General features: G+C 55.0%; 26 protein-coding genes, 1 pseudogene and 1 other annotated feature. Of the genes and pseudogenes, 16 read left to right on the top strand and 11 right to left on the bottom strand.

What is annotated here, in order from left to right; genetic code table 11:
* The first annotated feature begins 328 nt into the window (after positions 1-328).
* Complete coding sequence (locus OC597_RS08865) at positions 329-1,090, top strand: YciK family oxidoreductase (RefSeq protein ID WP_262208400.1); 762 nt, start codon at positions 329-331, stop codon at positions 1,088-1,090.
* 13 nt (positions 1,091-1,103) lie between these two features.
* The gene (gene cobO, locus OC597_RS08860; protein WP_099062862.1) at positions 1,104-1,694 is read left to right on the top strand and encodes a cob(I)yrinic acid a,c-diamide adenosyltransferase; all 591 of its coding nucleotides are present in this window, start codon (positions 1,104-1,106) and stop codon (positions 1,692-1,694) included.
* A 44-nt stretch (positions 1,695-1,738) separates the two neighbouring features.
* Here cobO and rluB read toward each other — a convergent pair whose 3' ends face one another.
* The 5 genes from rluB to rnm all read right to left on the bottom strand — a co-directional run bounded on the left by rluB (position 1,739) and on the right by rnm (position 5,838).
* Positions 1,739-2,635, bottom strand: a complete 897-nt coding sequence (gene rluB / locus OC597_RS08855; RefSeq protein ID WP_085117041.1) for a 23S rRNA pseudouridine(2605) synthase RluB — start codon at positions 2,633-2,635, stop codon at positions 1,739-1,741.
* Between the two features lie 226 nt (positions 2,636-2,861).
* On the bottom strand, positions 2,862-3,659 hold the full coding sequence (locus OC597_RS08850; RefSeq protein WP_262208397.1) for an alpha/beta fold hydrolase: 798 nt from the start codon (positions 3,657-3,659) through the stop codon (positions 2,862-2,864).
* A 148-nt stretch (positions 3,660-3,807) separates the two neighbouring features.
* Positions 3,808-4,167 carry a Rap1a/Tai family immunity protein gene (locus OC597_RS08845; protein WP_261256642.1) on the bottom strand — a complete coding sequence of 120 codons (360 nt, stop codon included), beginning with the start codon at positions 4,165-4,167 and terminating at the stop codon, positions 3,808-3,810.
* Positions 4,168-4,281: 114 nt separating this feature from the next.
* The gene (locus OC597_RS08840; RefSeq protein ID WP_085117058.1) at positions 4,282-4,902 is read right to left on the bottom strand and encodes an L-threonylcarbamoyladenylate synthase; all 621 of its coding nucleotides are present in this window, start codon (positions 4,900-4,902) and stop codon (positions 4,282-4,284) included.
* Positions 4,903-4,950: 48 nt separating this feature from the next.
* The gene (gene rnm, locus OC597_RS08835; RefSeq protein WP_261256641.1) at positions 4,951-5,838 is read right to left on the bottom strand and encodes an RNase RNM; all 888 of its coding nucleotides are present in this window, start codon (positions 5,836-5,838) and stop codon (positions 4,951-4,953) included.
* A gap of 243 nt (positions 5,839-6,081) precedes the next feature.
* Positions 6,082-6,185, top strand: a sequence feature (Trp leader region).
* Between the two features lie 25 nt (positions 6,186-6,210).
* Between rnm and OC597_RS08830 the strand changes: the two genes are divergently transcribed.
* The 6 genes and pseudogenes from OC597_RS08830 to OC597_RS08805 all read left to right on the top strand — a co-directional run bounded on the left by OC597_RS08830 (position 6,211) and on the right by OC597_RS08805 (position 13,294).
* On the top strand, positions 6,211-7,773 hold the full coding sequence (locus tag OC597_RS08830) for an anthranilate synthase component 1 (RefSeq protein ID WP_261284757.1): 1,563 nt from the start codon (positions 6,211-6,213) through the stop codon (positions 7,771-7,773).
* Positions 7,773-9,367, top strand: a pseudogene (gene trpD / locus OC597_RS08825) (bifunctional anthranilate synthase glutamate amidotransferase component TrpG/anthranilate phosphoribosyltransferase TrpD). The gene OC597_RS08830 and the pseudogene trpD overlap by 1 nt, the downstream one beginning before the upstream one ends.
* 3 nt (positions 9,368-9,370) lie before the next feature.
* Positions 9,371-10,732: a bifunctional indole-3-glycerol-phosphate synthase TrpC/phosphoribosylanthranilate isomerase TrpF gene (gene trpCF / locus OC597_RS08820; RefSeq protein WP_262208443.1), complete on the top strand. Its 1,362-nt coding sequence runs from the start codon at positions 9,371-9,373 to the stop codon at positions 10,730-10,732.
* A gap of 31 nt (positions 10,733-10,763) precedes the next feature.
* Positions 10,764-11,954 (top strand): tryptophan synthase subunit beta, encoded by a 1,191-nt coding sequence (trpB, locus tag OC597_RS08815; RefSeq protein ID WP_099062853.1) that lies wholly within the window; start codon positions 10,764-10,766, stop codon positions 11,952-11,954.
* Positions 11,954-12,760 (top strand): tryptophan synthase subunit alpha, encoded by an 807-nt coding sequence (trpA, locus tag OC597_RS08810; protein WP_261256639.1) that lies wholly within the window; start codon positions 11,954-11,956, stop codon positions 12,758-12,760. The genes trpB and trpA overlap by 1 nt, the downstream gene beginning before the upstream one ends.
* Positions 12,761-12,979: 219 nt before the next feature.
* Positions 12,980-13,294, top strand: coding sequence for a BON domain-containing protein (locus tag OC597_RS08805; protein WP_012145400.1), 315 nt, complete (start codon positions 12,980-12,982; stop codon positions 13,292-13,294).
* A gap of 47 nt (positions 13,295-13,341) precedes the next feature.
* On the opposite strand, the gene ompW is transcribed toward OC597_RS08805, so the two are convergent.
* Positions 13,342-13,986, bottom strand: coding sequence for an outer membrane protein OmpW (gene ompW / locus OC597_RS08800; protein ID WP_099062851.1), 645 nt, complete (start codon positions 13,984-13,986; stop codon positions 13,342-13,344).
* Between the two features lie 422 nt (positions 13,987-14,408).
* On the opposite strand from ompW, the gene OC597_RS08795 reads away from it, so the two are divergent.
* Positions 14,409-15,161 carry a YciC family protein gene (locus OC597_RS08795; RefSeq protein ID WP_099062850.1) on the top strand — a complete coding sequence of 251 codons (753 nt, stop codon included), beginning with the start codon at positions 14,409-14,411 and terminating at the stop codon, positions 15,159-15,161.
* 46 nt (positions 15,162-15,207) lie between these two features.
* On the opposite strand, the gene OC597_RS08790 is transcribed toward OC597_RS08795, so the two are convergent.
* Positions 15,208-16,911, bottom strand: a complete 1,704-nt coding sequence (locus OC597_RS08790) for a SulP family inorganic anion transporter (protein ID WP_262208391.1) — start codon at positions 16,909-16,911, stop codon at positions 15,208-15,210.
* Between the two features lie 234 nt (positions 16,912-17,145).
* Here OC597_RS08790 and OC597_RS08785 point away from each other — a divergent pair, with 234 nt between their 5' ends.
* Positions 17,146-17,685, top strand: a complete 540-nt coding sequence (locus OC597_RS08785) for a septation protein A (protein ID WP_261284759.1) — start codon at positions 17,146-17,148, stop codon at positions 17,683-17,685.
* 75 nt (positions 17,686-17,760) lie between these two features.
* The gene (yciA, locus tag OC597_RS08780; RefSeq protein WP_012145405.1) at positions 17,761-18,189 is read left to right on the top strand and encodes an acyl-CoA thioester hydrolase YciA; all 429 of its coding nucleotides are present in this window, start codon (positions 17,761-17,763) and stop codon (positions 18,187-18,189) included.
* Between the two features lie 65 nt (positions 18,190-18,254).
* On the opposite strand, the gene tonB is transcribed toward yciA, so the two are convergent.
* Both tonB and OC597_RS08770 read right to left on the bottom strand, forming a co-directional pair.
* The gene (gene tonB / locus OC597_RS08775; protein ID WP_261284760.1) at positions 18,255-19,001 is read right to left on the bottom strand and encodes a TonB system transport protein TonB; all 747 of its coding nucleotides are present in this window, start codon (positions 18,999-19,001) and stop codon (positions 18,255-18,257) included.
* A gap of 237 nt (positions 19,002-19,238) precedes the next feature.
* Entirely contained in the window at positions 19,239-19,892 is a 654-nt protein-coding gene (locus tag OC597_RS08770) for an epoxyqueuosine reductase QueH (protein ID WP_262208387.1), read from the bottom strand.
* A gap of 181 nt (positions 19,893-20,073) precedes the next feature.
* Between OC597_RS08770 and OC597_RS08765 the strand changes: the two genes are divergently transcribed.
* Together OC597_RS08765 and OC597_RS08760 are read left to right on the top strand one after the other, a co-directional pair.
* Positions 20,074-20,370: a YciI family protein gene (locus OC597_RS08765; RefSeq protein WP_261256630.1), complete on the top strand. Its 297-nt coding sequence runs from the start codon at positions 20,074-20,076 to the stop codon at positions 20,368-20,370.
* Between the two features lie 282 nt (positions 20,371-20,652).
* A complete protein-coding gene (locus OC597_RS08760) occupies positions 20,653-20,916 on the top strand; it encodes a hypothetical protein (protein WP_262208386.1) in 264 nt (87 codons plus the stop codon).
* A gap of 72 nt (positions 20,917-20,988) precedes the next feature.
* On the opposite strand, the gene OC597_RS08755 is transcribed toward OC597_RS08760, so the two are convergent.
* Positions 20,989-21,543 carry a TetR/AcrR family transcriptional regulator gene (locus OC597_RS08755; RefSeq protein ID WP_261424082.1) on the bottom strand — a complete coding sequence of 185 codons (555 nt, stop codon included), beginning with the start codon at positions 21,541-21,543 and terminating at the stop codon, positions 20,989-20,991.
* A 123-nt stretch (positions 21,544-21,666) separates the two neighbouring features.
* Between OC597_RS08755 and OC597_RS08750 the strand changes: the two genes are divergently transcribed.
* The gene (locus OC597_RS08750) at positions 21,667-23,139 is read left to right on the top strand and encodes an MFS transporter (RefSeq protein ID WP_262208384.1); all 1,473 of its coding nucleotides are present in this window, start codon (positions 21,667-21,669) and stop codon (positions 23,137-23,139) included.
* 196 nt (positions 23,140-23,335) lie between these two features.
* A complete protein-coding gene (locus tag OC597_RS08745) occupies positions 23,336-23,827 on the top strand; it encodes a Dps family protein (protein WP_085117075.1) in 492 nt (163 codons plus the stop codon).
* 47 nt (positions 23,828-23,874) lie between these two features.
* Here OC597_RS08745 and OC597_RS08740 read toward each other — a convergent pair whose 3' ends face one another.
* Positions 23,875-24,051, bottom strand: a complete 177-nt coding sequence (locus OC597_RS08740) for a YciY family protein (protein WP_071593055.1) — start codon at positions 24,049-24,051, stop codon at positions 23,875-23,877.
* Positions 24,052-24,303: 252 nt separating this feature from the next.
* On the opposite strand from OC597_RS08740, the gene cls reads away from it, so the two are divergent.
* On the top strand, positions 24,304-25,764 hold the full coding sequence (gene cls / locus OC597_RS08735) for a cardiolipin synthase (protein ID WP_085117076.1): 1,461 nt from the start codon (positions 24,304-24,306) through the stop codon (positions 25,762-25,764).
* The last annotated feature ends 121 nt before the right edge of the window (positions 25,765-25,885 follow it).

The following is a 25,885-nucleotide window of genomic DNA, read 5'->3' as shown; positions in this document are numbered from 1 at the left end:
TGATCTCATTCATTCTAGCCAACCGACGCGGTGGCTGTCGCGGCTAAATAAAAAATCCTTGTGATACCTTTTTACTATGTGGGCACATTTGGGCTTAACCAAGCCGCTGTTGTTCCCTTTTTGTTACAAAAGAATGCCGATTCTGCTGCCTAATCATTGAAAATACGATCCATTTAAGGCATATAACACGGATTATTCATCAACATGATGATCCAAATTCGCTGCGGGGCCCTGCATGCGGTCGAGCCTTAGCTCCTGTCATGGCCTCTCAATCCACTCTCTCCCCGACGTAAGCGGGAGACCAGCCACCAAGGCGCGAGGAATTATTGTGCATTACCAACCTAAACAAGATCTGCTGGAAAAACGTATTATTTTGGTCACCGGCGCCGGTGATGGCATCGGTCGCGAAGCGGCACTCACCTACGCCAAATTTGGCGCACAGCTGGTGCTGTTGGGGCGTACCGAAAGCAAGTTACAGGCGGTACAAGCCGAGATCGCAAAAATCAGCAGTGCGCCAACCTACATCATCACGCTGGATCTGCTGCATACCACCCAGGAACAGTGCCAACAGGTGGCTGAAGCGTTAACAACTCATGTGCCACGTCTCGACGGCGTGCTGCATAACGCCGGTCTGCTGGGTGATATCGCTCCCATGGCCGGGCTGTCGATGGCAATGTGGAACGAGGTGATGCAGGTGAACGTCAACGCGACCTTTATGCTCACTCAGGCGCTGCTGCCACTGCTGCTGAAATCCAACGCCGGATCGCTGGTCTTTACCAGTTCCAGCGTCGGCCGCACCGGACGTGCCAACTGGGGTGCCTATGCGGTGTCCAAGTTCGCCACCGAGGGCATGATGCAGGTGTTGGCCGATGAATACAAAAGTCGCAATCTGCGGGTAAATTGCATCAATCCTGGTGGAACACGCACCCAAATGCGCGCATCAGCCTTCCCACACGAAGACAAAAGCAAGCTGAAAACCCCGGCTGATATTATGCCGCTTTACCTCTATCTGATGGGCGATGACAGCCGCCGTAAAACCGGCATGAGCTTCGATGCCCAGCCAAACCGTAAACCCGGCGCAGCCGAATAAAAGGGGCTTTATCATGGCTGAAGATCGCCACCAACAACGTCAGCAGCGCCTGAAAGAACAGGTCGATGCCCGCATCGCTGCGGCTCAGGATGCACGGGGTTTACTGCTGGTCTTCACCGGTAACGGCAAGGGCAAGACCACCGCAGCATTTGGCACCCTGACACGCGCCGTCGGCCACGGAATGAAAGCCGCCGTCATTCAGTTCATCAAGGGAGAATGGCCGAACGGTGAAAAGAATCTGCTGCAGCAGCACGGCGTTGAGTTTCAGGTGATGGCCACCGGTTTTACCTGGGAAACCCAGGATAAAGCCAGCGATACCGCAGCTTGTCAGGCCGTATGGCAACACGGCAAGCGTATGCTGGCCGACAGCAGCCTGGATCTGGTGCTACTGGACGAACTGACCTACATGGTCAGCTACGGTTACCTTGAGCTGGATGAGCTGCTGGAGGCGCTACGACAACGTCCTGCGCACCAGACGGTGATTATCACCGGGCGGGGGTGCCATAGAGATTTACTGGAACTGGCGGATACGGTCACGGAGATGCGACCGGTGAAACACGCGTTTGACGCGGGTATCAAGGCACAACAGGGAATTGACTGGTAAAGCAAAGAAAACGCCGCAGCCCGGAGAGGGTTGCGGCGTAATGACTAGCTACGCTTGGCGGGTTTGCCAGGCTTGCTGCCTGCCGCACTGCGACGACCGCTGCCAGCCACCTGGGTATGGCGCTTGACGGCACGACGGATCTGATTGGCTTTCACGCGGCGACGTTCACGCTCAATCGGCATCTTGCTAACGGTTTCCGGTTTTAATTCAACCAGTTCGCGCAGATAGTTAATCGCCGGCAAGTCCAGTTCGGTCCAACCGCCACGCGGCAGGCCTTTCGGCAGATCGATATCGCCGTAACGCACACGGATCAGGCGACTCACCTGCACGCCAACCGCTTCCCACAGACGACGAACTTCGCGGTTACGCCCTTCGGTCAGGGTAACGTTGTACCACTGGTTAATGCCTTCGCCACCCTGGAAACTGATGGTGCGGAAAGCGGCCGGGCCGTCTTCCAGCTGAACGCCCTTGCTCAGTTGCTTGATTTTTTCGTCATCAATCTGACCAAATACACGCACCGCATATTCACGCTCAACTTCACGGCTTGGGTGCATCAGACGGTTCGCCAGTTCACCGTCGGTGGTGAACAGCAGCAAGCCTGAGGTATTGACGTCCAGACGCCCTACCGCCACCCAGCGTGAGCCACGCAGCTTAGGCAGGCGATCGAACACCGTCGGGCGGCCTTCAGGATCGCTACGGGTGCAGAGTTCGCCTTCCGGTTTGTAATACGCCAGTACGCGGCAAACCGCTTCTTCGGATTCTTTAACCGAGACCACGTGGCCATCCAAACGGATTTTCATTGAAGCGGTTACTTCAACGCGATCACCCAGTTTGGCGACTTTACCGTCGACGCTGACGCGGCCGGCTTCAATAATGGTTTCGATTTCACGACGCGAGCCATGGCCGGCGCGCGCTAAAACTTTCTGTAACTTCTCGCTCATTGAGCAACCTCTAGTGTCGCCTTCACAGGCGTCGGGGGGATGACCACCGCGGCGTCAGGCGCCACGACAGTAACAATACGTTTACATAGATCGAACCGCGCATTATACAGGCTTTCAATAGGGTTGAAACCCACTTTATTACCGGGTCGATTATCGAAAGCTATTGATGTCTTCAGCACCCGGGGGAAAACGGGCGCAGACCCGTTAGATAAACAACTGCTGTTATTTAATGACCGAGGAAATTGTCAACCTCCCGATATACCGCCTCCGGCTGCTCGAGAATACCAAGATGAGTGCGGGCATCTTCCAGCCGCGCAACCGAGAAGAACGGATGGTCAACGGCAAACGCCTGTTGGTGCCGCAGGTAATCGTCATCACGATCCAGCGAGTAAATATGCCGACAAACCGGAGGGGAGCTTAATTGACTCAGTCGATGAAGTGGCGAACGGTATTGCAGATAGGCTTGTTCAATCGCTACGCCAGCCGCCTGCCAAACGCGAAAATCTTCCTGCGCCATTTCGACAGTCAGATGATGTTTGACCCGTGGTTGCTCAATTCCCCCCTGCCAGAAACTAAACAATTCATCACGTGCCGCCAGCCATTTTTCTGGCCGCTGCATTTGTTGCACCGAATCGAAAAATGCTGGTTCAGGCTGAGTCATGATCCAATCGAGAAAGACCATGGCTTGCGTCTGCTGTGGCAAGCTCTCGGCCAACGCCACCGCAATCCAACTGGCGTGTGCCACCGACAACGTCGCAAACCGCTCCACCCGCAGCTCGAGTAACAGTTGGCGCAAATCCGCCAGTAAATCCTCAGCGCCCAGCGCAAGACCGACACCGCCGGCGGACAGCCCGTGGCCACGCCAGTCGAGAGTGATCACCCGGTATTGTTGCTCCGCCAGTGCGGTAAAAGGGGCAAAAACGGTTTTCGGCTCACACCAGCCGGGCAGCAAGACCAATGTCAGCGGACCTGAGCCGGAATCGTGATAATCGAGGGAAAGAGTGCCATGGCGAAACGCTGTCATTTTGTCTCCTAAACGTCATTGCCCTAAATCACTTAGGGACTTATGCGCTAGTGGTAAAATGACAGCGTTTATCGATCTCATCTATGGGAAATGATGCTAACAAACAGGCTTCGCACCTAATGAAAGAATACGCACTAAACGAACAATCTTAATGACGTTCGCAAGGGTAAGCGGCGGTTAACGCCAGCATAATCACCGAAGGTGCTGAATAGTGCAGCTGTTCCGGGTGTTCATTTAAATATTGCATGACCGCATCTGATGCCATGCCCACGCTCATACCGGCATCCGGGCAAATATTGCGATTGCCCTGCATCGAAAAGGTATCGAATACCCCGGCCACATAGCCCATAAACATCCCGCCATCGAGCGCTTCGGCAACGGTGGCAGCCCCGGCTTTATTTTTCACATAGCCGCTGGTCTCAGACAGCAAGGCGCTGCCGGAATAAAAACCTGCACTGGCCGCAGAGGAAAACAATATGGCCGCTAAAAGAGAAACCCGCTTAATCATCGCTATGCATCCTGCCTATTATCTATTTTTGATACTGTAGAATAGCGGCTTTAACCCTAAATGACGCCGTTTCGGCCACTTTTCAGAATAATGAGCAAAAACTACCGCGATGAATCAACGGAAAGGCGTTGGGTCACCCGCCCCTTCGCGCAGCACTTCCGGTGCAGACTCGGTCAGGTCGACCACCGTGGTCGGTTGCTGTCCCAGGAAGCCACCGTGGATCACCAAATCCACTTGTTTACCCAAGTGCTCGCTGATTTCTTCCGGATCGGATTCGGCAAAATCATTGCCTGGCAGCATCAACGTGGTCGACATCATCGGCTCGTTTAAGGCCTCCAGTAACGCCAGCGCAATCGGGTTCGACGGCACGCGTAACCCTATGGTTTTGCGTTTGTCATTCATCAGGCGGCGCGGGACTTCCTTGGTCGCTTTCAGAATGAAGGTGTAGTTGCCGGGGGTGTTGTTCTTGATCAGTCGGAACGCGGTATTGTCGACATAAGCGTAGGTCGATAGCTCAGACAGGTCGCGACACATCAGCGTAAAGTTATGATTGCCGTCCAATTGACGAATGCGGCAGATACGTTCCATTGCCGACTTCTCTTCCAGCTTGCAGCCCAGCGCGTAACCGGAATCGGTGGGATAAACGATCACGCCGCCCTTACGCAACACATCCACCGCCTGATTTATCAGTCGCGGTTGGGGATTGTCTGGATGAATATAAAAAAGCTGACTCATGACTTGCTCCTAAAAATGATGCACGCGGGCGGCATCGCCCACGTTAAATCAATCGACTTTGGCCAACTGTGGCTGCGGCCAGTCACGCCACACGGGTTCAACGCCGCCGGGTAACCACAGTTTACGGCCCAGTTCGATCCACGAGCAGGGCTGATGGAAATCAGAGCCCTGCGACGCCAATAATTGATATTCCTGAGCATACTTCGCCAATTGCGAACGCTCATGCGGCGCCTGCTGACACTGCGCAACTTCCATGGCATCACCACCATGTTCCGCAAAGTGCGCCAGCAACCGCTTCAGCCATTTGGCCGTCAGGTCGTAACGGCCTGGGTGAGCTATCACCGCCTGACCGCCGGATTGATGAATCACATCAATGGCTTGTTCTATTGTACACCACTGTGGCGGAACGTAGCCGGTTTTGCCTTTGGCCAGGTATTTCTTGAACACCTGCGCCATATTATCGGCCATGCCGATCTGCACCAGATAACGGGCAAAGTGGCCACGGGTCACCGCCCCGCCATCTGCCAATTTTTGTGCGCCTTCAAAAGCACCTTCAATACGCGCCTTGGCCAGTCGCACACCTATTTCATGGGCGCGCAGGTGACGGCGTTCGGTCTGTTCGGCCAACAGTTGCACCATCGCCGGGTGCGTGGTCTCTATCCCCAGGCCCACGACATGGATCTCGTGGTTTTCCCACAGCGTGGAAATCTCTACCCCGTTAACCAACTGCAACGGCAGCGACAACTCAGCAATGGTGGCAGCCGCTGCGGCCAGGCCCGCGGTGGTGTCGTGGTCGGTAATCGCCAGTACGCCCACCCGCATTTCAACCGCCCGCTGCACCAACTGCGCCGGCGTTAAATAGCCGTCAGAGGCGGTGGTATGGCTGTGGAGGTCGTAGAGAGTAAATGCGGAAGGTTGGGGGTTGCTGTCTGTCAAAAGGAATATCCGGCAATGGCTTGGCCTTCTATCATACCCGCGATCGCCCGGCGGACGGAAATCTATTCTGGTCCATGGCCCCTTCCCGTTGATGAAAATAATTCACGCCTGTCGCTAAAACATTGTGCGAAAAGAGGGTTGACTTTATTCCCACGAACCAGTTAACTAGTACACAAGTTCAGGGCAGTTCCCTGGTTGGATGATAAACAAGAGAGCATAGAAATGAATAAGCAAACTTCTCTTCTTCGTTGGTGGCGTCACTCCCTTTCTCGGGCGGAGTAATCACGCATACCTGTCATCTGACACTGCAGATTCCCTAAGCCCGCTGGTAACGCGGGCTTTTTTATGGACAAATTTTAACTGGAACCACCAATGATGAACACCAAACCACAACTCAAATTACTGAAAGCGGAGGCCAGTTACCGGGGCGATCCGACCACCATTTTCCACCAGCTGTGCGGTGCTCGCCCGGCCACCCTGCTGCTGGAATCGGCTGAAATCAACAGCAAGCAAAACCTGCAAAGCCTGTTGGTGATCGACAGTGCCCTGCGCATCACCGCTCTGGGCCGCACCGTGACGCTGCAGGCGCTGACCGCCAACGGCGCGGCGATGCTGCCGCTGCTGGATGAGGCACTGCCGACCGAAGTCCAGATCCAGGTGCGTCCTAATGGACGTGAACTGATCTTCCCGGTGATTGATGCCATCCAGGATGAAGATGCCCGCCTGCGTTCGCTGTCGGTGTTTGATGCACTGCGCACCCTGCTGACGCTGGTTGACTCCCCGGCTGACGAACGTGAAGCGGTAATGCTCGGCGGCCTGTTTGCCTACGATTTGGTCGCCGGTTTCGAAGACCTGCCGGCATTGCGTCAGGATCAGCGCTGCCCGGACTTCTGTTTCTATCTGGCAGAAACCCTGTTGGTACTGGATCACCAACGCGGCGTGGCCCGTCTGCAGGCCAGCGTTTTCACTGCCGACACGGCAGAAGAGCAACGTCTGCAACAGCGCCTGGAACAGCTGCAGGTTCAATTGAAACAGACACCGCAGCCGATCCCACACCAGAAACTGGAAGACATGCAGCTGAGCTGCAACCAGACCGATGAAGAATACGGCGCGGTCGTCAGCGAATTGCAACAGGCCATCCGTCAGGGCGAAATCTTCCAGGTAGTACCATCGCGCCGTTTCTCACTGCCGTGCCCGGCCCCGCTGGCCGCTTATCAAACGCTGAAGGACAACAACCCAAGCCCGTATATGTTCTATATGCAGGATGATGAATTCACCCTGTTCGGTGCTTCGCCGGAAAGCGCGCTGAAATACGATGCCGGCAACCGCCAAATCGAGATCTACCCGATTGCCGGTACTCGTCCTCGCGGGCGTCGCGCCGATGGTTCGCTGGATCTGGATCTCGACAGCCGTATCGAGCTGGAAATGCGCACCGACCACAAAGAACTGGCCGAGCACCTGATGCTGGTCGATCTGGCGCGTAACGATCTGGCGCGCATCTGCCAGGCCGGCAGCCGCTATGTGGCTGACCTGACCAAAGTGGACCGCTACTCATTCGTGATGCACCTGGTTTCCCGGGTGATTGGCACCCTGCGCGCCGACCTCGACGTGCTGCACGCCTACCAGGCCTGCATGAACATGGGCACCCTGAGCGGTGCGCCAAAAGTACGCGCCATGCAGTTAATTGCCGCCTCTGAAGGCACGCGTCGCGGCAGCTACGGCGGTGCAGTCGGTTATTTCACCGCCACCGGCGATTTGGATACCTGTATTGTCATCCGCTCCGCGTATGTTGAAGACGGCATTGCTACCGTGCAAGCCGGCGCCGGCGTGGTGCTGGATTCTGTTCCTCAGGCGGAAGCCGATGAGACCCGTAATAAGGCACGTGCCGTGCTGCGTGCCATTGCCAGCGCGCACCAGGCCAAGGAGGTGTTCTGATGGCCGATATCTTACTGCTCGATAACGTTGATTCCTTTACCTATAACCTGGTCGACCAGCTGCGTGCCAGCGGTCATCAGGTGGTGATTTACCGTAACCAGATTTCTGCCGAAGTGATTATCGAACGCCTGCAGCAGTTGGAACAGCCGGTTCTGATGCTGTCACCGGGCCCGGGTACCCCGTCCGAAGCCGGTTGCATGCCGGAACTGTTACAACGCCTGCGCGGCCAGTTGCCGATTATCGGCATCTGTCTGGGACATCAGGCGATTGTTGAAGCCTACGGCGGCCACGTTGGCCAGGCCGGTGAGATCTTGCACGGCAAGGCCTCGGCCATCAGCCACGATGGCGAAGGCATGTTTGCCGGGATGGTGAACCCACTGCCGGTGGCACGTTATCACTCACTGGTCGGCAGCAATATCCCGGCCGAGCTCACCGTCAACGCCCAGTTTGGCGAGATGGTGATGGCAGTACGTCATGACCAGCATCGCGTATGCGGTTTTCAGTTCCATCCGGAATCGATCCTGACCACCCACGGCGTGCGTTTGCTTGAGCAGACGCTGGCCTGGGCGCTGGCGAAATAACGAGGGATACGACGATGCAAACTATTCTTGAAAAACTGTACCGTTCAGAGTCGATGAACCAACAGGAAAGTCAGCAGTTATTCAGCGCCATCGTGCGCGGTGAGCTGGAACCAAGCCAATTGGCAGCGGCACTGATCAGCATGAAAATTCGCGGCGAACGCCCAGAAGAGATCGCCGGAGCGGCCAAAGCGCTGCTGGCCGACGCCCTGCCGTTCCCACGCCCGGATTACCCGTTTGCCGATATCGTCGGCACCGGTGGTGACGGCACCAACAGCATTAATATCTCCACCGCCAGTGCCTTTGTGGCGGCGGCATGCGGTGCCAAAGTGGCCAAACACGGCAACCGTAGCGTTTCCAGCCGGTCGGGCTCCTCTGATCTGCTGGCAGCATTTGGCATTCGCCTGGATTTGCCGGCAGAAGAAGCGCGTAAGGCACTGGACGAACTGGGTGTGTGCTTCCTGTTCGCCCCGCAGTATCACACCGGATTCCGCCATGCGATGCCGGTACGCCAGCAACTGAAAACCCGTACGGTGTTCAACGTGCTCGGCCCGTTGATCAACCCGGCACGTCCACCGCTGGCGCTGATCGGTGTTTACAGTCCGGAACTGGTGCTGCCGATTGCCGAAACCCTGCGGGTGCTCGGTTATCAACGGGCAGCGGTGGTGCACGGCGGCGGTATGGATGAAGTGGCGATTCATGCGACTACCCATGTGGCCGAGTTGAACAACGGCGAAATTGAAAGCTATCAGTTGACGCCACAGTCCTTCGGGCTGCAAAGCTATCCGCTGGAAGCCCTGCTGGGCGGCTCACCGGAAGAAAATCGTGACATTCTGGCAAGGTTGTTACAAGGTAAAGGTGACCCGGCGCACGCCGCTGCGGTAGCCGCTAACGTGGCGCTGCTGCTGAAGTTATTCGGGCATGAAGACCTGCGCCAAAATGCGCAGCAGGCACTGGACATGATTCACAGCGGGCAAGCTTACGAGCGCGTCACCGCACTGGCAGCAAGAGGATAAATGATGCAGGAAACCGTGCTCAACAAGATTGTTCGTGACAAAGCGCAATGGGTCGCAGCACGACAGCAACAACAGCCACTGGCCAGTTTTCAGAATGAAATAGTCCCGAGTGAACGCGGTTTTTACCACGCGTTAGAGGGAGCCAGAACGGCGTTTATTCTTGAATGTAAAAAGGCATCCCCTTCCAAAGGGTTGATCCGCGAAAACTTTGATCCGGTAGAAATCGCTGAGGTCTACAAGGATTTCGCCTCGGCGATCTCGGTGCTGACCGATGAAAAATATTTCCAGGGCAGCTTCGATTTCCTGCCGCTGGTTAGCAAGACGGTGACACAGCCGGTACTGTGCAAAGATTTTATTATCGACCCGTACCAAATTTACCTGGCTCGCTTCTATCAAGCCGATGCCATCCTGCTGATGCTGTCGGTGCTTAATGACGAGCAATACCGTCAGTTAACCGCGGTGGCGCACAGCCTGAACATGGGCGTGCTGACCGAAGTGATCAGTGAAGAAGAGCTGCAACGAGCCATTGCTCTGGAAGCGCGCGTGGTGGGCATCAATAACCGCGATCTGCGCGATCTGAGCATCGATCTGGATCGCACTCGTCAGTTGGCGCCACGCGTGCCGCACGGTGTGACCGTGATCAGCGAGTCCGGCATCAACAACTACGGTCAGATCCGCGAGCTGAGTCACTTTGCCAACGGTTTTCTGATTGGCAGTGCACTGATGTCGGAACCCGACCTGCGCGCCGCCGTGCGCCGGGTGATGCTCGGTGACAATAAAGTCTGTGGGCTAACCCGTCCGCAGGATGCCGCCGCGGCCTATCAGGCAGGTGCTGTCTACGGTGGGCTGATTTTTGTCGGACGCTCCCCGCGCTATGTTGATATCAACCGCGCCCGTGAAGTCATTTCCGGCGCTCCGCTGAAATACGTCGGCGTATTCTGTGACGCGCAGGTAGAAACGGTAGTACAGACCGTCGAGCGTCTGGGCCTGAAAGCAGTACAACTGCACGGCGCGGAAGATCAAACTTATATCACCGCCCTGCGTGCCGAACTGCCGATCGACTGTCAGATTTGGAAGGCGCTGAACGTGAAAGACCATTTGCCAAAGCGCGATTTGCAGCACGTTGACCGCTACCTGCTGGATAACGGCGCGGGCGGCACCGGCCAACGTTTCGACTGGTCGGTACTCCAGGGTGAAAACCTGGAAAACGTGATGCTGGCCGGTGGCCTGGGCGCAGACAACTGTGTTGACGCGGCCAAACTCGGCTGCGCCGGTCTTGACTTTAACTCCGGCGTTGAGAGCCAGCCCGGCATTAAGGATCCTGCCCGCCTGGCGGCGGTGTTTCAGACCCTGCGCGCTTACTGAAGATCATTAACGGATAATAACAGGAACTAAAATGACGCTGCTTAACCCCTACTTCGGCGAATTTGGTGGCCAATATGTGCCGCAGATTCTGATGCCGGCCTTAAAACAACTGGAAGAAGCCTTTGTCAGCGCACAGCGCGACCCGGAGTTCCAGGCTGAATTTATCGACCTGCTGAAAAACTATGCCGGTCGCCCAACGGCGCTGACACTGTGCAGAAACCTCACTGCAGGGACCAAAACCAAGCTGTACCTGAAACGTGAAGACTTGCTGCACGGCGGCGCACACAAAACCAACCAGGTGTTGGGTCAGGCACTGTTGGCCAAACGCATGGGCAAAACCGAAATCATCGCCGAAACCGGTGCCGGTCAGCACGGCGTTGCCTCGGCCCTGGCCTGTGCCTTGCTCGGCCTGAAGTGCCGCATCTACATGGGGGCCAAAGATATTGAGCGCCAGTCACCTAATGTTTTCCGCATGCGTCTGATGGGTGCGGAAGTGATCCCGGTGCACAGCGGTTCTTCTACGCTGAAAGATGCCTGTAACGAAGCGCTGCGCGACTGGTCTGGCAGCTACGAAACCGCCCACTATATGTTGGGTACCGCAGCAGGCCCACACCCGTACCCAACCATCGTCCGTGAATTCCAGCGCATGATCGGCGAGGAAACCAAAGCGCAGATGCTGGAACGCGAAGGTCGCCTGCCGGATGCGGTGCTGGCCTGTGTCGGTGGCGGCTCCAACGCCATCGGCATGTTCGCTGACTTTATCGATGACGCCAGCGTGGGTCTGATCGGCGTTGAACCCGCCGGGCTGGGTATTGAAACCGGCCAGCACGGCGCCCCCTTGAAGCACGGCCATGTGGGGATCTATTTCGGCATGAAAGCGCCGATGATGCAGACTTCCGAAGGCCAGATTGAAGAGTCCTATTCTATTTCTGCGGGGCTGGACTTCCCTTCCGTTGGGCCGCAGCACGCTTATCTGAACAGCATCGGTCGCGCAGAATATGTGTCGATTACCGATGATGAAGCACTGGATGCCTTCAAAGCGCTGTCGCGTAGCGAAGGGATTATCCCGGCGCTGGAGTCTTCCCATGCCCTGGCACACGCGCTGAAAATGATCCGTGAAACACCGCAAAAGGAACAGATCCTGGTGGTTAACCTGTCCGGACGCGGCGACAAAGACATATTTACCGTTCACGACATTCTGAAAGCTCGGGGAGAAATCTGATGGAACGTTACCAGCAACTGTTCGACCGCCTGGCAAGCAACAAGGAAGGCGCCTTCGTCCCGTTCGTGACCCTCGGCGATCCAAACCCGACACTGTCATTGCAAATCATCGATACTTTGGTTGAAGCCGGTGCTGACGCGCTGGAATTGGGTATCCCGTTCTCCGACCCACTGGCGGACGGCCCGACCATTCAAAGTGCGGCGCTGCGCGCATTCGCCTCTGGCGTCACGCCAACCCAGTGCTTTGAAATGCTGGCCGCGATCCGTCAGAAGCACCCCAACATTCCTATCGGCCTGCTGATGTACGCTAACCTGGTGTTCCATAAAGGTATCGATGCGTTTTACCAACGCTGTGCCGAGGTGGGCGTAGACTCGGTGCTGATTGCCGACGTGCCGTATGAAGAGTCCGCCCCCTTCCGTGCCGCCGCTATCCGCCATGGCATCGCGCCAATCTTTATCTGTCCGCCAAATGCCGACGACGATTTGCTGCGCGAAATCTCCTCACACGGCCGGGGCTACACCTACCTGTTGTCACGCGCTGGCGTAACCGGGACCGAAAGTCGCGCGCAATTGCCACTGCATCACCTGGTGAACAAACTGCGTGAATACCATGCAGCCCCACCGCTGCAAGGGTTTGGCATTTCCGAGCCGGCTCAGGTGCGTGATGCACTGCAGGCCGGGGCTGCCGGGGCAATATCCGGCTCGGCGATCGTCAAGATTATCGAGCAAAACCAAGCGCAACCGGCCGAAATGCTGACGCGACTGGCGGCCTTTGTCAGTGAAATGAAGGCCGCAACCCGAGCGTAATTGGCCAGCAACGGGCGCGGAGAATCTGTGCCCGTTGTTAACATATTGTTTCTCTTCAAAGTTGTGCTACTTTTTTACACCTTAGATTTGAACAAACCCGATTCTTGTCTCACAATTAACCCTGCGCGTCGGGCATTTCTTTATTTGGGGGAATGCGCTACGTTTTCAGGTGAAAACCCGAATGTAGTTTCAACAATAACATTGCATGGAGAGTAATTTATGAAGCTATTTAAAACCCTTTCGGTCTTATGCATGGCAGCCGTTGTGGCATTCGCAGTGAGTGCCTGCGCGCCAACAGCGAAATCTGAAGGGACTGGCGGTTATATTGACGATACGGTAGTGACGACCAAGGTGAAGTCAGCGCTGCTGGCGGATAAAACCATCAAATCTACCGAAATCAGCGTCGAGACCTTTAAAGGTCGCGTGCAACTGAGCGGCTTTGTCAGCTCAAGCGCCGATGCCAACCGTGCGGTGCAGGTGACTCGTGGCGTTGCGGGTGTAAAATCCGTTGAGAACGTGATGAATATCAAGTAGTAAAAGTTAAACGGAGGCGCTGCATGCGCCTCCCTGTTTCACCCCTGTCAGAAGCGATACCCTGCCCCGAACATAAACACCCACGGATCCAAACGCGTATCAATGCTGTGATGATTACCGTCCGCATCGTCAAAGCGAGTTTTGGTTTCGATGTTCATCCACCACACTGACATGTTCAGCATCCAGTGCTCATCCAGGTTGTAATCCAGGCCCGCCTGCGCGGCCACGCCCCAGGAGTCTTTCAAACTCAGGTTGCTCAGCCCGGCGCTTTTACCGTTGTCGTTGAATTTCTCATCGAAGAAGGTGGTGTAGTTAACCCCCAGCCCCAGGTACGGACGCAGTTTGTCCTGCTTATCGCCAAAGTAGTATTGCGCCATCAGGCTTGGCGGCAGATCGCGCACCGTGGCGATATCACCGTTCACCGCCTTGCCATTCAGCCCCACTTTATGGCGAAACGGCGTTGCGGCCAGCAGTTCGACACCAATATTGTCCGTGACCATATAGCCGAAGGTCAGACCAAGCTGGGTATTATTGTCGGCACTGAATGAGCCTTGCCCCAGCACGTCATCCGATCCGGCATTTGGCCGCACCGTTGCTGCGCCAGCGCGGAAAAGAAAATCGCCTGCCTGATGTGCACTTGCCAACATAGGGGCCATCATCGCCGCCAATACCACCAGAGTTGTCTTTTTCATTATCCATTCCATTTGTGTGGTTATCATCCAGGGGGAATATACCTACTTACGGGTATTTATGATCCCATCGAGATCACATCTTATGTGTAAAAATTTTAAATCCTACTAAAAACAAGGTTACCTAAGGGGCTAATAAATCAAGAATTGATCTGAATCAAAAAACACTTTTGTTGCAAATTATCTACATGTTTAGTTATGGGGAAGTAGCATAAACGGGGAGACATTTTCATCCTTCGACCGGATCAGGGGAGACGAATCTGGCGAGAACCAGGCTAAAGGTGGCGGCTTGAAAGATAACGATAACGGCGATCGCCGAAGAAATCGTCGCAGTGCACTTCACGGGGTGCCACAGCGGCCAGGAACAGGGTACAATCGCCCACTGATTTTGATTTATCTCTGTTTCTCGATGCCAAGGAGTCTGCATGCCTATCACGGCCAACACGTTGTACCGTGACAGTTTTAATTTTTTCCGTAACCAACTGACCAGTATCCTGATGCTGGCGCTGTTGACCGCGTTCATTTCTGTACTGCTCAATCAGGCTTTCAGTCCTGATGTCGAACAGTTGAAGATCCTGAGCGCAACGGAAGGTGACTTTGCTGCATCCGCCGGTATGGGGATCCAGGAAATCATTCAACAAATGACGCCTGAGCAACAGATGGTGTTATTGAAGGTTTCAGCCGCCGCCACCTTTTCCGCATTAGTGGGCAACGTGTTGCTGGTTGGCGGGATGCTGACATTGATTCGCCTGGTTTCCCAGGGGCAGCGCATCAGCGCACTGCGCGCTATCGGTGCTTCCGCGCCGGAACTGCCGCGTTTGCTGTTGCTGCTGTTCATCTGCACGCTGTTGATTCAACTGGGCCTGACGCTGTTTGTGGTACCTGGCGTGATCATGGCGATCGCTTTCTCGCTGGCACCGGTGATCACCGCTACCGACAAGAAAGGCGTGTTTGCCTCGATTAAGCTGAGCTGCAAGTTGGCTTTCGCCAATGCGCGTGTGATTGTTCCGGCGATGATGCTGTGGCTGGCAGCCAAGCTGCTGGTGCTGTTTATGGTGAGCCACCTTTCGGTGCTGACCCCGAACGTCGCCAGCGTGGTATTGACTGCGTTGAGCAACCTGGTTTCCGCCCTGTTGCTGGTTTACCTGTTCCGTCTGTATATGCTGCTGCGCAGCTAATTTTGCAGCAGGAATGTAAAGGGCACGCTTCGGCGTGCCCTTTTGCTTACTGAGCCACCGGCGGTTCCGCCTGCTCTTTACTTTGAATCAGCTTCAGCGCCAAATACAAATCCGGCACCAGGATTAATTCCCGATCGCGCCCCAACCGATTGATACGGAACCAGCGCGTCAGTTCGGTTCGCCGCCCTGCCAGTACCAGCTTCACGTTACGCTGTAACAGATCCCGTTTCAATTCGTCGATGGCCGCCAATACGCTGACATCGGCATGGGTAAAGCTGGCAACGGCGTCTACCACCACCCAACGCGGCTGGAACGGCGTGCTGTCGACCAGGTTCAAGATCCGCCGCTTGAAGTACGCCACGTTGAAATAGGTCAACGGCGAGTTGAAGCGGTACATCATCACGCCGGGCACCGCTTTAATGCCGTTATTGTTGCCCATTGAGTGGATCATGCCTTCGTCATTAACGCCCAGCAGCTGCTCCGTCGGGCGGAACACCGTGCGCAGGAACTGCATCAGACCCAATAATACCGCCAGGCCAATGCCGCTGATCACCCCCACCAGCAGCACACTGAGGAAGGTAAACATCGCCAGACGGAAGGCCTGGGCATTGCGACGCCGCATGATCCAGATACCGCGAATATCCAGCAGCGACCAGGCGGCATACATCAGCACCACGCCCAACCCCGCGACTGGAATAAACTGCAACGGTGCCATCAGAAACAACAGCACAAAGGCAATCACCGCCGCCGCAATGATCGACACCAGTTGGCTCTTGCCGCCGTTGGCGTCATTGACCGCGGTGCGCGAATCTGCCCCGCTGATGGCGAACCCCTGCGACAACGCCGAGACAATATTCACCAGCCCGAGCGCACGGAACTCAGCGTCAGCGTTCACCTCATAACCGTTTTTCGCCGCAAAGCTGCGGGCGGTCAACATCATGCTGACAAAGCTCACCACCGCCAGGTTGAGCGCTGGGATCACCATGTCGCGCAGTAAACCCGGCTGAAAATCCGGCCACTGCACGATGGGCAATACATCGCTAAAACCGCCGACCGTCACCACCCCATGCTGCTGCAGCCCGCCGGCCCAGGTAACAAAGGTCACCAGAACGATGGCAAATAACGGCGCCGGCCAGTTGGGCCGCCATTTTTTAAACCCGATCAGCGTAATCAGCGTCAGTAACGACACCGACATGGTCAGCCAATCGCTGTGCATCAGGTTGCCCGGCAACGCGTAGATACGTTCGATTAACTGCGCCGGATGCACGCCGAAACCTAGCACCTTGCCAATCTGATCAACAATAATGGTGATCGCCACGCCGTTCAGCAGCCCACTGAGAATCGGTCTGGAGAGCAGGTCCGCCAGCGCACCCAGCTTGAAGCGGCTGGCTAACAGGCACCAGGCGCCCATCATGGCGGTCATCATTATGGTCAGTTGCCAGTGGCGCTCCATATTGCCCGCCGCCAATGGCGTCACGACGGCGGCAATTACCGCACAGGTCGCCGCATCCGGCCCCACAATCAGTTGGCGTGAGGAGCCAAAAAACGCGTAGGCTACCATCGGTAAAATACAGGAATATAACCCTACTATCGGGCTGACCCCCGCCAGCTCGGCGTAAGCAATCGCCACCGGCAAGGCCACGGCGGCCACGGAAAGCCCGGCGCGAATGTCCGGTTTCAGCCAACTGCGTTGATACCCTAATAAATGCGTCAAACCGGGCGTCAGCGCCTGGAGAGATTTCCACTGCATAAACTGTTTTCCGTTATAAATTATCCGGCTATTATTGTGTGTATCATGCGATGCCAATGCCGTACTGGCAATCTGCCCGCCGCGAACTCGCGACCTCAATCGTAAGTTTATGCAAATTCCTGCTTTCATGGCGGAAATCCGGCGGCCAAACGCCGATAATCAGCGCTTGCCAGCGGTACACAGAGCCCGCCAAATCCGGTATAGTCGGCCGATGAACAGATGATGGATTGATTTATGAAGCAGTTTCTTGATTTCCTCCCGTTAATTGTCTTTTTTGCATTTTATAAGCTCTACGATATCTACGTCGCCTCTGGCGCGCTGATTGTTGCTACCGCCCTGGCGCTGGTGTTCACCTGGTTTAAATACCGCAAAATCGAGAAGATGACGCTGATCACCTTCCTGATGGTCCTGGTGTTTGGCACCCTGACACTGGTGTTCCATAACGATTTGTTTATCAAATGGAAAGTTACGATCATCTACTGCCTGTTCGCACTGGCCTTGTTGATCAGCCAACTGGTGCTCAAAAAGCCACTGGTGCAACGCATGCTGGGCAAAGAGCTGACGCTGCCGGATAAAGTCTGGAACAGCCTCAACCTGGCCTGGGCCGTCTTCTTCCTGGTCTGTGGCCTGGCGAATATCTACGTCGCTTTCTGGCTGCCTCAGAGCGTTTGGGTTAACTTTAAAGTGTTCGGCCTGACCGCGCTGACGCTGGTGTATACCCTGCTCAGCGGCGTTTATATCTATCGGCACATGCCGGAAGAACAGAAAAAATAGTTACAAAATTGTTAATGCCCGTGGCGTTTGCTACGGGCAGTATAGTGAAATCCCTTCCTTGATAAGCAGACAGCTATGACTCAACAACGACCTTTACCCAGTGGCGAAATGGTGCTGCGAACGCTGGCGATGCCGGCAGATACCAATGCCAACGGCGATATTTTTGGCGGCTGGCTGATGTCGCAGATGGACATCGGTGGCGCTATTCAGGCGAAAGAAATTGCCGAAGGCCGTGTCGTGACCGTGCGAGTGGATGGCATGACCTTCCTGAAACCGGTCGCGGTAGGTGACGTGGTATGTTGCTACGCACACTGTATCCGTACCGGACGCAGCTCGATCACCATCAACATCGAAGTGTGGGTCAAGAAAGTGTCTTCTGCCCCTATCGGCCAGCGCTACCGTGCGACCGAAGCCGTGTTTACCTATGTTGCCGTAGACGACGAAGGTAATTCACGCGCCCTGCCCGACGGTAAGATGAACTTCCGTGTGGGTTTCGAAGAATAAGCCGGAATTCAGGCAGTAAAAAGGGTCGCCACAGGGCGACCCTTTTTTATTGGCGCAGACCTCAATCAGTTTACGTCGGTCGAACCATCCAGCTTGAAGCGGATATTCACGATATGACCTTTTGCTTCTTTGGCTTCATAGCGCCACTTACGCAATGCCTGCTTCACTTCACGTTCGAACATATTGCGTGGCTCAGCAAACAGGATACGCACGTTACTCACACGGCCATCGCTATCGATGTCAAACTGTACCCTTACCTTGCCTTCGATCTGCAATGCCTGCGCCCGAGGCGGGTACATTGGTTTAGATTGCACCAGTACTCTCGGCACGACATCACGCGAATTGCCCGCAACCGGCGCGGATGGCGCCTGCTTCACCGGAGCCCTATCAATAGGCTTGGCCGGCTGGTTATTTTCAAACGGCGACGGCTCACGCGGCTCGGTTTTCTGCGGCTCACGCTTAACCGTTTTTTCGACCTTCGGCTTCGGTTTTGGCTTCGGCTTGGGTTTCACCGGCTCAGGCTTCAGTATCGCCTTTGGCGGCGGCTCTGGAAGCGGTTCCGGCTCCGGCTCGGGTTCAGGCTCCACCTGCGGCTCTGGCTCAGGTTCGGCCGCTGCAGGCGGTGGCGGCTCTGCCATCGCGGCGGTATTGACCATCATGACGCTGATCGGCGCATCCTCAGGTTTCGGCAACTCCATCACCTCTTTGACAGAGGCATAGAGCAAACTCGCCACCAGGGCGCTATGTAAGCCAACGGACAGGACAATTGGCACGGACAAACGGCGATTAAGGAACATCTTTTTTAGCGGCATAATGATTCTGTTTCCTCTGGTTCGCCAAGTTTAAATGCAAATAGCAATCATATTCAATAACGAATAGCCAACTATCGCTCTAATCGTCATTATTCATTGCTAAAACCTGTAAACTCATGGGGATATTAACCTTTTATTTGCCTTTTAACTGAGGCTTTTACACGCTTCATTAACCTGATTCACCCGGGTAAAAACGAAAAAACCCGCCGTGGCGGGTTATCTTTGACCAATGCAGCGTTATTCTTCATCGCCGTAATACAGCACGCCCAGTTTGATCAGCGGCCGGCCCTGCGCTTTACGATGCAGGTTGCTGTCACGTAGCGAATAGACACAGCCGCAGTACTCCTGCTGATAAAAACGCTCACGTTTGCTGATGTCGATCATCCGCGACGCACCACCCTTTTTACGCCAGTTGTAATCCCAATACTCCAGATCGGGGTACTTTTCCGCCGCGCGCACTCCGCAGTCGGTGATTTGCTGCATATTCTTCCAGCGAGAGATACCCAGCGAGCTGGAGATAGTATCGTAGCCGTTTTCGTGCGCGTACAGTGCGGTGCGTTCAAAACGCATGTCGAAGCACATAGTGCAACGGATACCACGCTCGGGTTCATGCTCCATGCCTTTGGCGCGAGCAAACCAGTTATCGGTATCGTAATCGGCGTCGATGATTGGCACCCCGTGCTGTTCGGCAAAGCGGATATTCTCGTCCTTGCGCAGCAGGTATTCCTTTTGCGGATGGATATTCGGGTTATAGAAGAAAATGGCGTATTCGATACCGGAGGCTTGAATGGCTTCCATCACCTCACCGGAACAGGGCGCACAGCAAGAGTGCAGCAGCAGTTTGCTTTTGCCCTCAGGCAAGTCGAGTTTATCTCTAACCGGTTCCGTCATTTCCTCACCTCTCAATCCTTGTCTCATTAAATCGCGCGGCCGCACTATACGAATAAAAGCTAGTCGCTTCAAGGCATAAGCGCCAGCCACAGCTAAATTCCAGCGGGTAGGCATTCCCTTGCCCCCCCTTTTGCGCTACTTTAAATTTACCCTTCTATAGCAATGATTTTAAAGGTGAAACATGCTTTATCTGATCTACGCACAAGACGTGCCCAACTCATTGGAAAACCGCCTGTCGGTACGCCCGGCACATCTGGCACGCCTGCAGGCACTGCGTGACGCAGGTCGCCTGGTGATTGCCGGCCCCAATCCAGCCATCGACAGCAACGATCCGGGCAGTGCCGGTTTCAGCGGTTCTACGGTGATTGCGGAATTCGCCTCACTGGCCGATGCCCAAGCCTGGGCCGAACAGGATCCCTACGTCACCGCCGGCGTTTTTGCCGAGGTGACGGTCAAACCCTTTAAGCAAGTGCTGTAGTTCAATCACGCCCCGCGGGTTAGGCATTGCTCTACCTTTCCGCTAAATCACAGGCAAAAAAAAGCCAGCACGGAGTGGCTGGCTAAAGGGTTCTTCGAGGGAATATCTTGTCCGATAAATCTACTCTTTTAGCTTGCCGGTCCGCCATCTATCAGTGTGATAGGTAAACTCAAACCCACTTCTTTTTGCCATTAAATGAAATATCGCCTCTGCTGTCCTACACTTTAGCCGAAGTCAACGTTCAGATTTACCGACTCTTTATCCCTTCAAAAAGGAATAGTGATGAAAGCAACTAAATATCTGTTGGCAGTACTGGCATTCGCCTCTTTCTCTTCGATGGCAGCCATCGAGATCACCAAGGAAGAAGCCGCAAAACATACCGAAATTGGCCCGGTCACCATCTCGCAAGACGGCGATGATACCGTAGGCATCGACCACACAAGATTGTCTAAAGCGGTGGATGAAAAAGGCGGGAAGTACTACGTGATCATTGGCCGTGAAGGGAAAACCTCCTTCGAAACCATCAATGCCGTAGCTTATAAATAACCCCCTCGTATCGGGGTGCAATATTAACGCGGCGGATGGTTCATGCCGCGTTAATCGTTAACTTGCAAAAACTCAGCTATTCCCCCCATTTTGCAAAATCAGCGCCTGCATATCCGCAAACATGGCGTCCCACTCTGGCTGGTCAATCTCCATCAGGCCAAAGAAACGCAGCATAAATGCCCCTTCTGTGGCCAGGAAAGCCAATCGAGCGCGCTTGCCGTCCTCGGTGGTTAAGTCCAGACCGGCGATCCGGCTGCGGTACCACTCGCGCGTACTGTCCAGATGCTCTGGCGTTTGGATCAGGGTCGCCATCAGCCCCGCCGCCTTGGCGCTGGACGCCTGATCGGAGCTTCGGGTCGCCTGCATATGCGCTTGTACGGTAGTGGTGGCCGAGGGATCGTCTCCGGCAATGGCATCAAACACCCGATCATAGGCCTTACCCCAACGATCGAACATCGCGTCAATTAACGCGTCTTTGCTACCAAAGCAGTACTGCACCCCCCCCTTGGAAATCCCCATCGCTTTGGCGACGGAGTCGATGGTCAGCCCGGCGGCACCCTGCGTGGCAACAATCTCTTCAGCCGCATCCAGAACCTTGTCACGATCGATGCTGCGTTGACGTCCCATTGAGAAACCCTCTTTTCAATACATACGTATGGATATATATTAGCGTCAGTATACCACCCGACAGATTCGGGTAGTGACTTTATGGCAACGCATCCGCGTCGCTCGCTTTTTTGGAATAATATTATGCACGTAAACAACCGCTGGTTGATCTTGGCAATGATTTCCAGCGCGCTATTTTTGATCATCATCGACATGACGGTGCTGTACACCGCATTGCCACGCCTGACGTTAGCGCTGGATGCCAGTGCCTCGCAAAAATTATGGATTGTGAATGCCTACCCGTTAGTGGTTGCCGGTTTGCTGCCCGGTGCAGGCATGTTGAGCGATCGCATTGGTCATAAACGGCTGTTTATTGCCGGACTGCCCGTGTTTGCCGTCGCCTCCCTGTGTGCGGCCTTTTCTCCATCAGCCGAATGGTTGATCGCCGCCCGCGTATTCCTCGCTGTCGGCGCAGCAATGATGATGCCAGCCACGCTGTCCATTGTCCGCCACGTTTTTACCGACGAACGCGAACGCGCCCTGGCGATTGGCATTTGGGCTGCTGTCGCCTCCGGTGGTGCCGCTATTGGCCCGGTGGTTGGCGGAGTGTTGCTGGAATATTTCTGGTGGGGGTCGGTGTTCCTGATTAACGTGCCCGTCGTCATGGTAGTGTTACCGTTGGCATGGCGGTTGATACCGCACTGCGGCGGAGAAAATAAACGCCCTTACGATATCATCGGTTCGGTGCAGATCATGGCCGGTCTGGTGGGCAGCATCTATGCGCTGAAGGAACTGAGCAAGGCGACTCCCTCCTTCACCGCGTTAACGGTGGCAGCTGCCATCGGTATTTTTTCGCTCTGGCTGTTTGTCCGCCGCCAGCGTCAGGCGCGTTATCCAATGATCGACTTCTCGCTGTTCCAGAATCGGCTGTTTGCCGGCGGCGTCGGCGTCGCTCTGATTTCGATGATTGCGTTAGTCGGTGTGGAGCTGGTGCTGACTCAACGTCTGCAACTGGTACTTGAACTGAGCCCGTTACAAGCAGCGCTGTTTATTCTGCCTATCCCCGTGGCCTCTGCATTAGCCGGTCCGCTGGCCGGATTAATGCTGCCACGCTACGGCGAGCGCAGCATGATATTCGGTGGGTTGCTCCTGACCGGTTTGGGTATCGGCGGCCTGGCCCTGCTTTATCAGAGTCACCTGGTGTTGCAGTTGGTTTGCCTGTTTATCGCCGGTTTTGGCATCGGTGGTGCGATTACCGCCGCGTCGACCGCCATCATGCTCAATGCCCCGGAAGAAAAATCCGGCATGGCGGCGTCGATCGAAGACGTGTCCTATGAACTGGGCGGCGTTCTGGGTATCACCTTGCTGGGCGGGTTGATGAGCGCCATCTACAGCCACAGCCTGGTGCTGCCTGGCACTCTGCCGGTAAGCGCTATCGCTTACGACAGTATCGATGAAGCCCTGCGGCTGACCGTCACTCTGGCCACCGATCAGGCTGAACAACTTAAACAACTGGCCCGTTTGGCTTTCGACCGCGCATTTATCGTGGTGCTGATCGCGGCGGCATTGCTGATGGTACTGGGTGCCGGTGTGGCAAAAATGGCCTTGCGCAAGTAATGATAAGAAGCCGCTGTTGTTGTTAGCGCATTCTGCTTAAACTGAATTGGCAATTTGCTTGTCGGATTTATCGTTATTGGTTTCAGCGATTGCATTGATGCTTTTGATCGTCTTTAACCCTGCGATAAATCCGGTTACTGTGTTTGTTATGGATATTGTGTAAATCATCGAATCAAATAATCAGGAGAAGATTATTATGGCAACGACGAAGAAAGCAGCGAAAAACCATATCGGCCTGGACAGTAAACAATCGGCAAAACTATCCGAAGCGTTGAATGCGCTGCTGGCGAATTATCAGGTGCTGTATATGAACGTGCGCGGCTACCACTGGAACATTTCCGGCCCGCATTTCTTTGAGCTGCACGTCAAATTTGAAGAAACCTATAACGATCTGCTGACCAAGGTGGATGAGCTGGCGGAACGTATTCTGACCCTGGGCTCGCAGCCACGTCATGCCTTCAGCGATTATCTGAAAACTTCCGACATCAAGGAAGACACCAACGTTACCGACGATAAAGGCACGCTGGGTGGGTTGCTGCACGGTTATTCGGTGCTGCTGCAACAGCAGCGCGACCTGTTGACACTGGCCGCCGATGCGGGTGATGAAGGCACGGCTTCACTGATGAGCGACTACATCAAAGAACAGGAAAAGCAGGTTTGGATGCTTAACGCCTATCTGGGGAAATAACCCCTGCCGCAGTTAGCAAAACAGTCCCTGAGGGGACTGTTTTTGTTTTACCACTCGTAGGCCACCACAAACAGCAATGAACGCCGGTGCTGGTCATCCAGGCGACGCCGCACCCGAATAATATGTCGATTACTGCAAGACTGGCGTTCCAACCAGCGATGCCTGCGGCGCTGACTCTGTCGTAGCATCCGCCAGCGGCCGACCTCGTTTCTACTGCGTCTCATCGTTTGTCACTCATCCGTCAAAAACCTACGGCGGGCATTATAGCCCTTTCGCTGAGCGATCCAACCCTCAGTTCGCCGTATTTCAATCCGACTGGGCGACGCGATGACCGGAGAAAAATGTATTTTTTGTTTACAGCAAGTGCCTTAAGCCAATCATATTTTTGCAACATAAGCGCCGAGAAAAGGTTTCCCCTTTAGCGTTCTGTGCGTACACTCATCGTTGGTGGTTTGCGAACGGGATTTTTCGCCTTTATGACAACATTTTATACCGTAATCAGTTGGCTCATGGTCTTTGGTTACTGGCTGCTTATCGCCGGTGTGACACTGCGTATTCTGATGAAACGCCGTGCTGTGCCTTCTGCTATGGCCTGGTTGCTGGTTATCTATATTCTGCCGCTGTTCGGTATTGTGGCTTATTTATCCTTTGGTGAATTGCATCTGGGCAAACGCCGCGCCGAACGCGCCAAGGCGATGTGGCCTTCTACCGCACGCTGGCTGAGCGAATTAAAAGAGAGCCAACGCATCTTCGCCACCGACTACAGCGAGGTCGCCAGACCTCTGTTCCAGCTGTGCAATCGCCGCCAGGGTATTGATGGCGTCAAGGGCAACCAACTCCAGTTACTCACCACCACCGACGCAACGCTAAAAGCGCTGATCCGCGATATTGAGCTGGCGCGTCATAATATTGAGATGGTGTTTTACATCTGGCAACCCGGCGGATTGGTGGATCAGGTAGCCGAATCCCTGATGGCCGCTGCGCGCCGCGGCGTGCATTGCCGCCTGATGCTGGACTCTGCCGGCAGCCTGCAGTTCTTCCGCAGCCCCTATCCCGGCATGATGCGTAATGCCGGCATCGAAGTGGTGGAGTCACTCAAGGTCAATCTGTTCCGCGTATTCCTGCGCCGAATGGATTTGCGCCAGCACCGTAAAGTGGTGCTGATTGACAACTATATTGCCTACACCGGCAGTATGAACATGGTTGATCCACGCTATTTCAAACAGGACGCCGGTGTTGGTCAGTGGATCGATCTGATGGCACGAATGGAAGGCCCGGTCGCCAGTACCATGGGCATCGTTTATGCCTGTGACTGGGAGATTGAAACCGGTAAACGGATCCTGCCGCCACCACCGGACGTCAATATCATGCCGTTCGAACAGGAAAGCGGTCACACCATCCAGGTTATCGCCTCCGGCCCCGGCTTCCCGGAAGAAATGATCCACCAGGCGCTGCTGACCGCGGTTTACTCAGCGCGTGAGCAGTTGATCATGACCACCCCCTACTTCGTGCCCAGTGACGATTTGCTGCATGCGATTTGCACCGCCGCCCTGCGCGGGGTTGAAGTCAGCATTATTGTCCCACGCGACAATGACTCCACGATGGTACGCTGGGCCAGTCGCTCTTTCTTCTCCGAGCTGCTGGAAGCCGGCGTCAATATCTACCAGTTTGAAGATGGCCTGCTGCATACCAAGAGCGTACTGGTCGATGGCCAGCTCAGCCTGGTTGGCACAGTGAATCTGGATATGCGCAGCCTGTGGCTGAATTTCGAAATTACACTGGTGATCGACGATGACGGTTTCGGCAGCGATCTGGCCTGCGTGCAGGATGACTATATAGCCCGCTCGCAGTTGCTGAATGCCAAAGAGTGGCAGAAACGGCCGTTCTGGCACCGCATTGTTGAGCGCCTGTTCTACTTTTTCAGCCCGCTGCTATAAATGCCGTAGCGGGCATGCTTTATACCCTTTCCGTAGGGGGCGAACAAATTCGCCCCGATTAAAACGGGCGCAGCATGCAGCGCCCCTACCAATCTGAGGATGAATGAGCTGATCGCCTAGC

The sequence above is a fragment of the Serratia proteamaculans genome, from assembly GCF_946227095.1.
GTDB lineage: Bacteria > Pseudomonadota > Gammaproteobacteria > Enterobacterales > Enterobacteriaceae > Serratia > Serratia proteamaculans_E.
The sequence above is the reverse complement of the archived record's forward strand: the minus strand, read 5'-3'. Positions and strand labels throughout refer to the sequence as shown.

Coding starts and splice junctions, on each gene's coding strand:
- cls (WP_085117076.1), top strand. CDS start 24,304: ATGACAACATTTTATACCGTAATCAGTTGGCTCATGGTCTTTGGTTAC.
- OC597_RS08745 (WP_085117075.1), top strand. CDS start 23,336: ATGGCAACGACGAAGAAAGCAGCGAAAAACCATATCGGCCTGGACAGT.
- OC597_RS08840 (WP_085117058.1), bottom strand. CDS start 4,902: ATGAGTCAGCTTTTTTATATTCATCCAGACAATCCCCAACCGCGACTG.
- OC597_RS08750 (WP_262208384.1), top strand. CDS start 21,667: ATGCACGTAAACAACCGCTGGTTGATCTTGGCAATGATTTCCAGCGCG.
- ompW (WP_099062851.1), bottom strand. CDS start 13,986: ATGAAAAAGACAACTCTGGTGGTATTGGCGGCGATGATGGCCCCTATG.
- OC597_RS08850 (WP_262208397.1), bottom strand. CDS start 3,659: ATGACAGCGTTTCGCCATGGCACTCTTTCCCTCGATTATCACGATTCC.
- tonB (WP_261284760.1), bottom strand. CDS start 19,001: ATGCCGCTAAAAAAGATGTTCCTTAATCGCCGTTTGTCCGTGCCAATT.
- cobO (WP_099062862.1), top strand. CDS start 1,104: ATGGCTGAAGATCGCCACCAACAACGTCAGCAGCGCCTGAAAGAACAG.
- OC597_RS08740 (WP_071593055.1), bottom strand. CDS start 24,051: ATGAGACGCAGTAGAAACGAGGTCGGCCGCTGGCGGATGCTACGACAG.
- yciA (WP_012145405.1), top strand. CDS start 17,761: ATGACTCAACAACGACCTTTACCCAGTGGCGAAATGGTGCTGCGAACG.
- trpCF (WP_262208443.1), top strand. CDS start 9,371: ATGCAGGAAACCGTGCTCAACAAGATTGTTCGTGACAAAGCGCAATGG.
- rluB (WP_085117041.1), bottom strand. CDS start 2,635: ATGAGCGAGAAGTTACAGAAAGTTTTAGCGCGCGCCGGCCATGGCTCG.
- OC597_RS08845 (WP_261256642.1), bottom strand. CDS start 4,167: ATGATTAAGCGGGTTTCTCTTTTAGCGGCCATATTGTTTTCCTCTGCG.
- OC597_RS08790 (WP_262208391.1), bottom strand. CDS start 16,911: ATGCAGTGGAAATCTCTCCAGGCGCTGACGCCCGGTTTGACGCATTTA.
- trpB (WP_099062853.1), top strand. CDS start 10,764: ATGACGCTGCTTAACCCCTACTTCGGCGAATTTGGTGGCCAATATGTG.
- OC597_RS08805 (WP_012145400.1), top strand. CDS start 12,980: ATGAAGCTATTTAAAACCCTTTCGGTCTTATGCATGGCAGCCGTTGTG.
- OC597_RS08760 (WP_262208386.1), top strand. CDS start 20,653: ATGAAAGCAACTAAATATCTGTTGGCAGTACTGGCATTCGCCTCTTTC.
- OC597_RS08795 (WP_099062850.1), top strand. CDS start 14,409: ATGCCTATCACGGCCAACACGTTGTACCGTGACAGTTTTAATTTTTTC.
- OC597_RS08765 (WP_261256630.1), top strand. CDS start 20,074: ATGCTTTATCTGATCTACGCACAAGACGTGCCCAACTCATTGGAAAAC.
- OC597_RS08770 (WP_262208387.1), bottom strand. CDS start 19,892: ATGACGGAACCGGTTAGAGATAAACTCGACTTGCCTGAGGGCAAAAGC.
- OC597_RS08830 (WP_261284757.1), top strand. CDS start 6,211: ATGATGAACACCAAACCACAACTCAAATTACTGAAAGCGGAGGCCAGT.
- OC597_RS08755 (WP_261424082.1), bottom strand. CDS start 21,543: ATGGGACGTCAACGCAGCATCGATCGTGACAAGGTTCTGGATGCGGCT.
- trpA (WP_261256639.1), top strand. CDS start 11,954: ATGGAACGTTACCAGCAACTGTTCGACCGCCTGGCAAGCAACAAGGAA.
- OC597_RS08785 (WP_261284759.1), top strand. CDS start 17,146: ATGAAGCAGTTTCTTGATTTCCTCCCGTTAATTGTCTTTTTTGCATTT.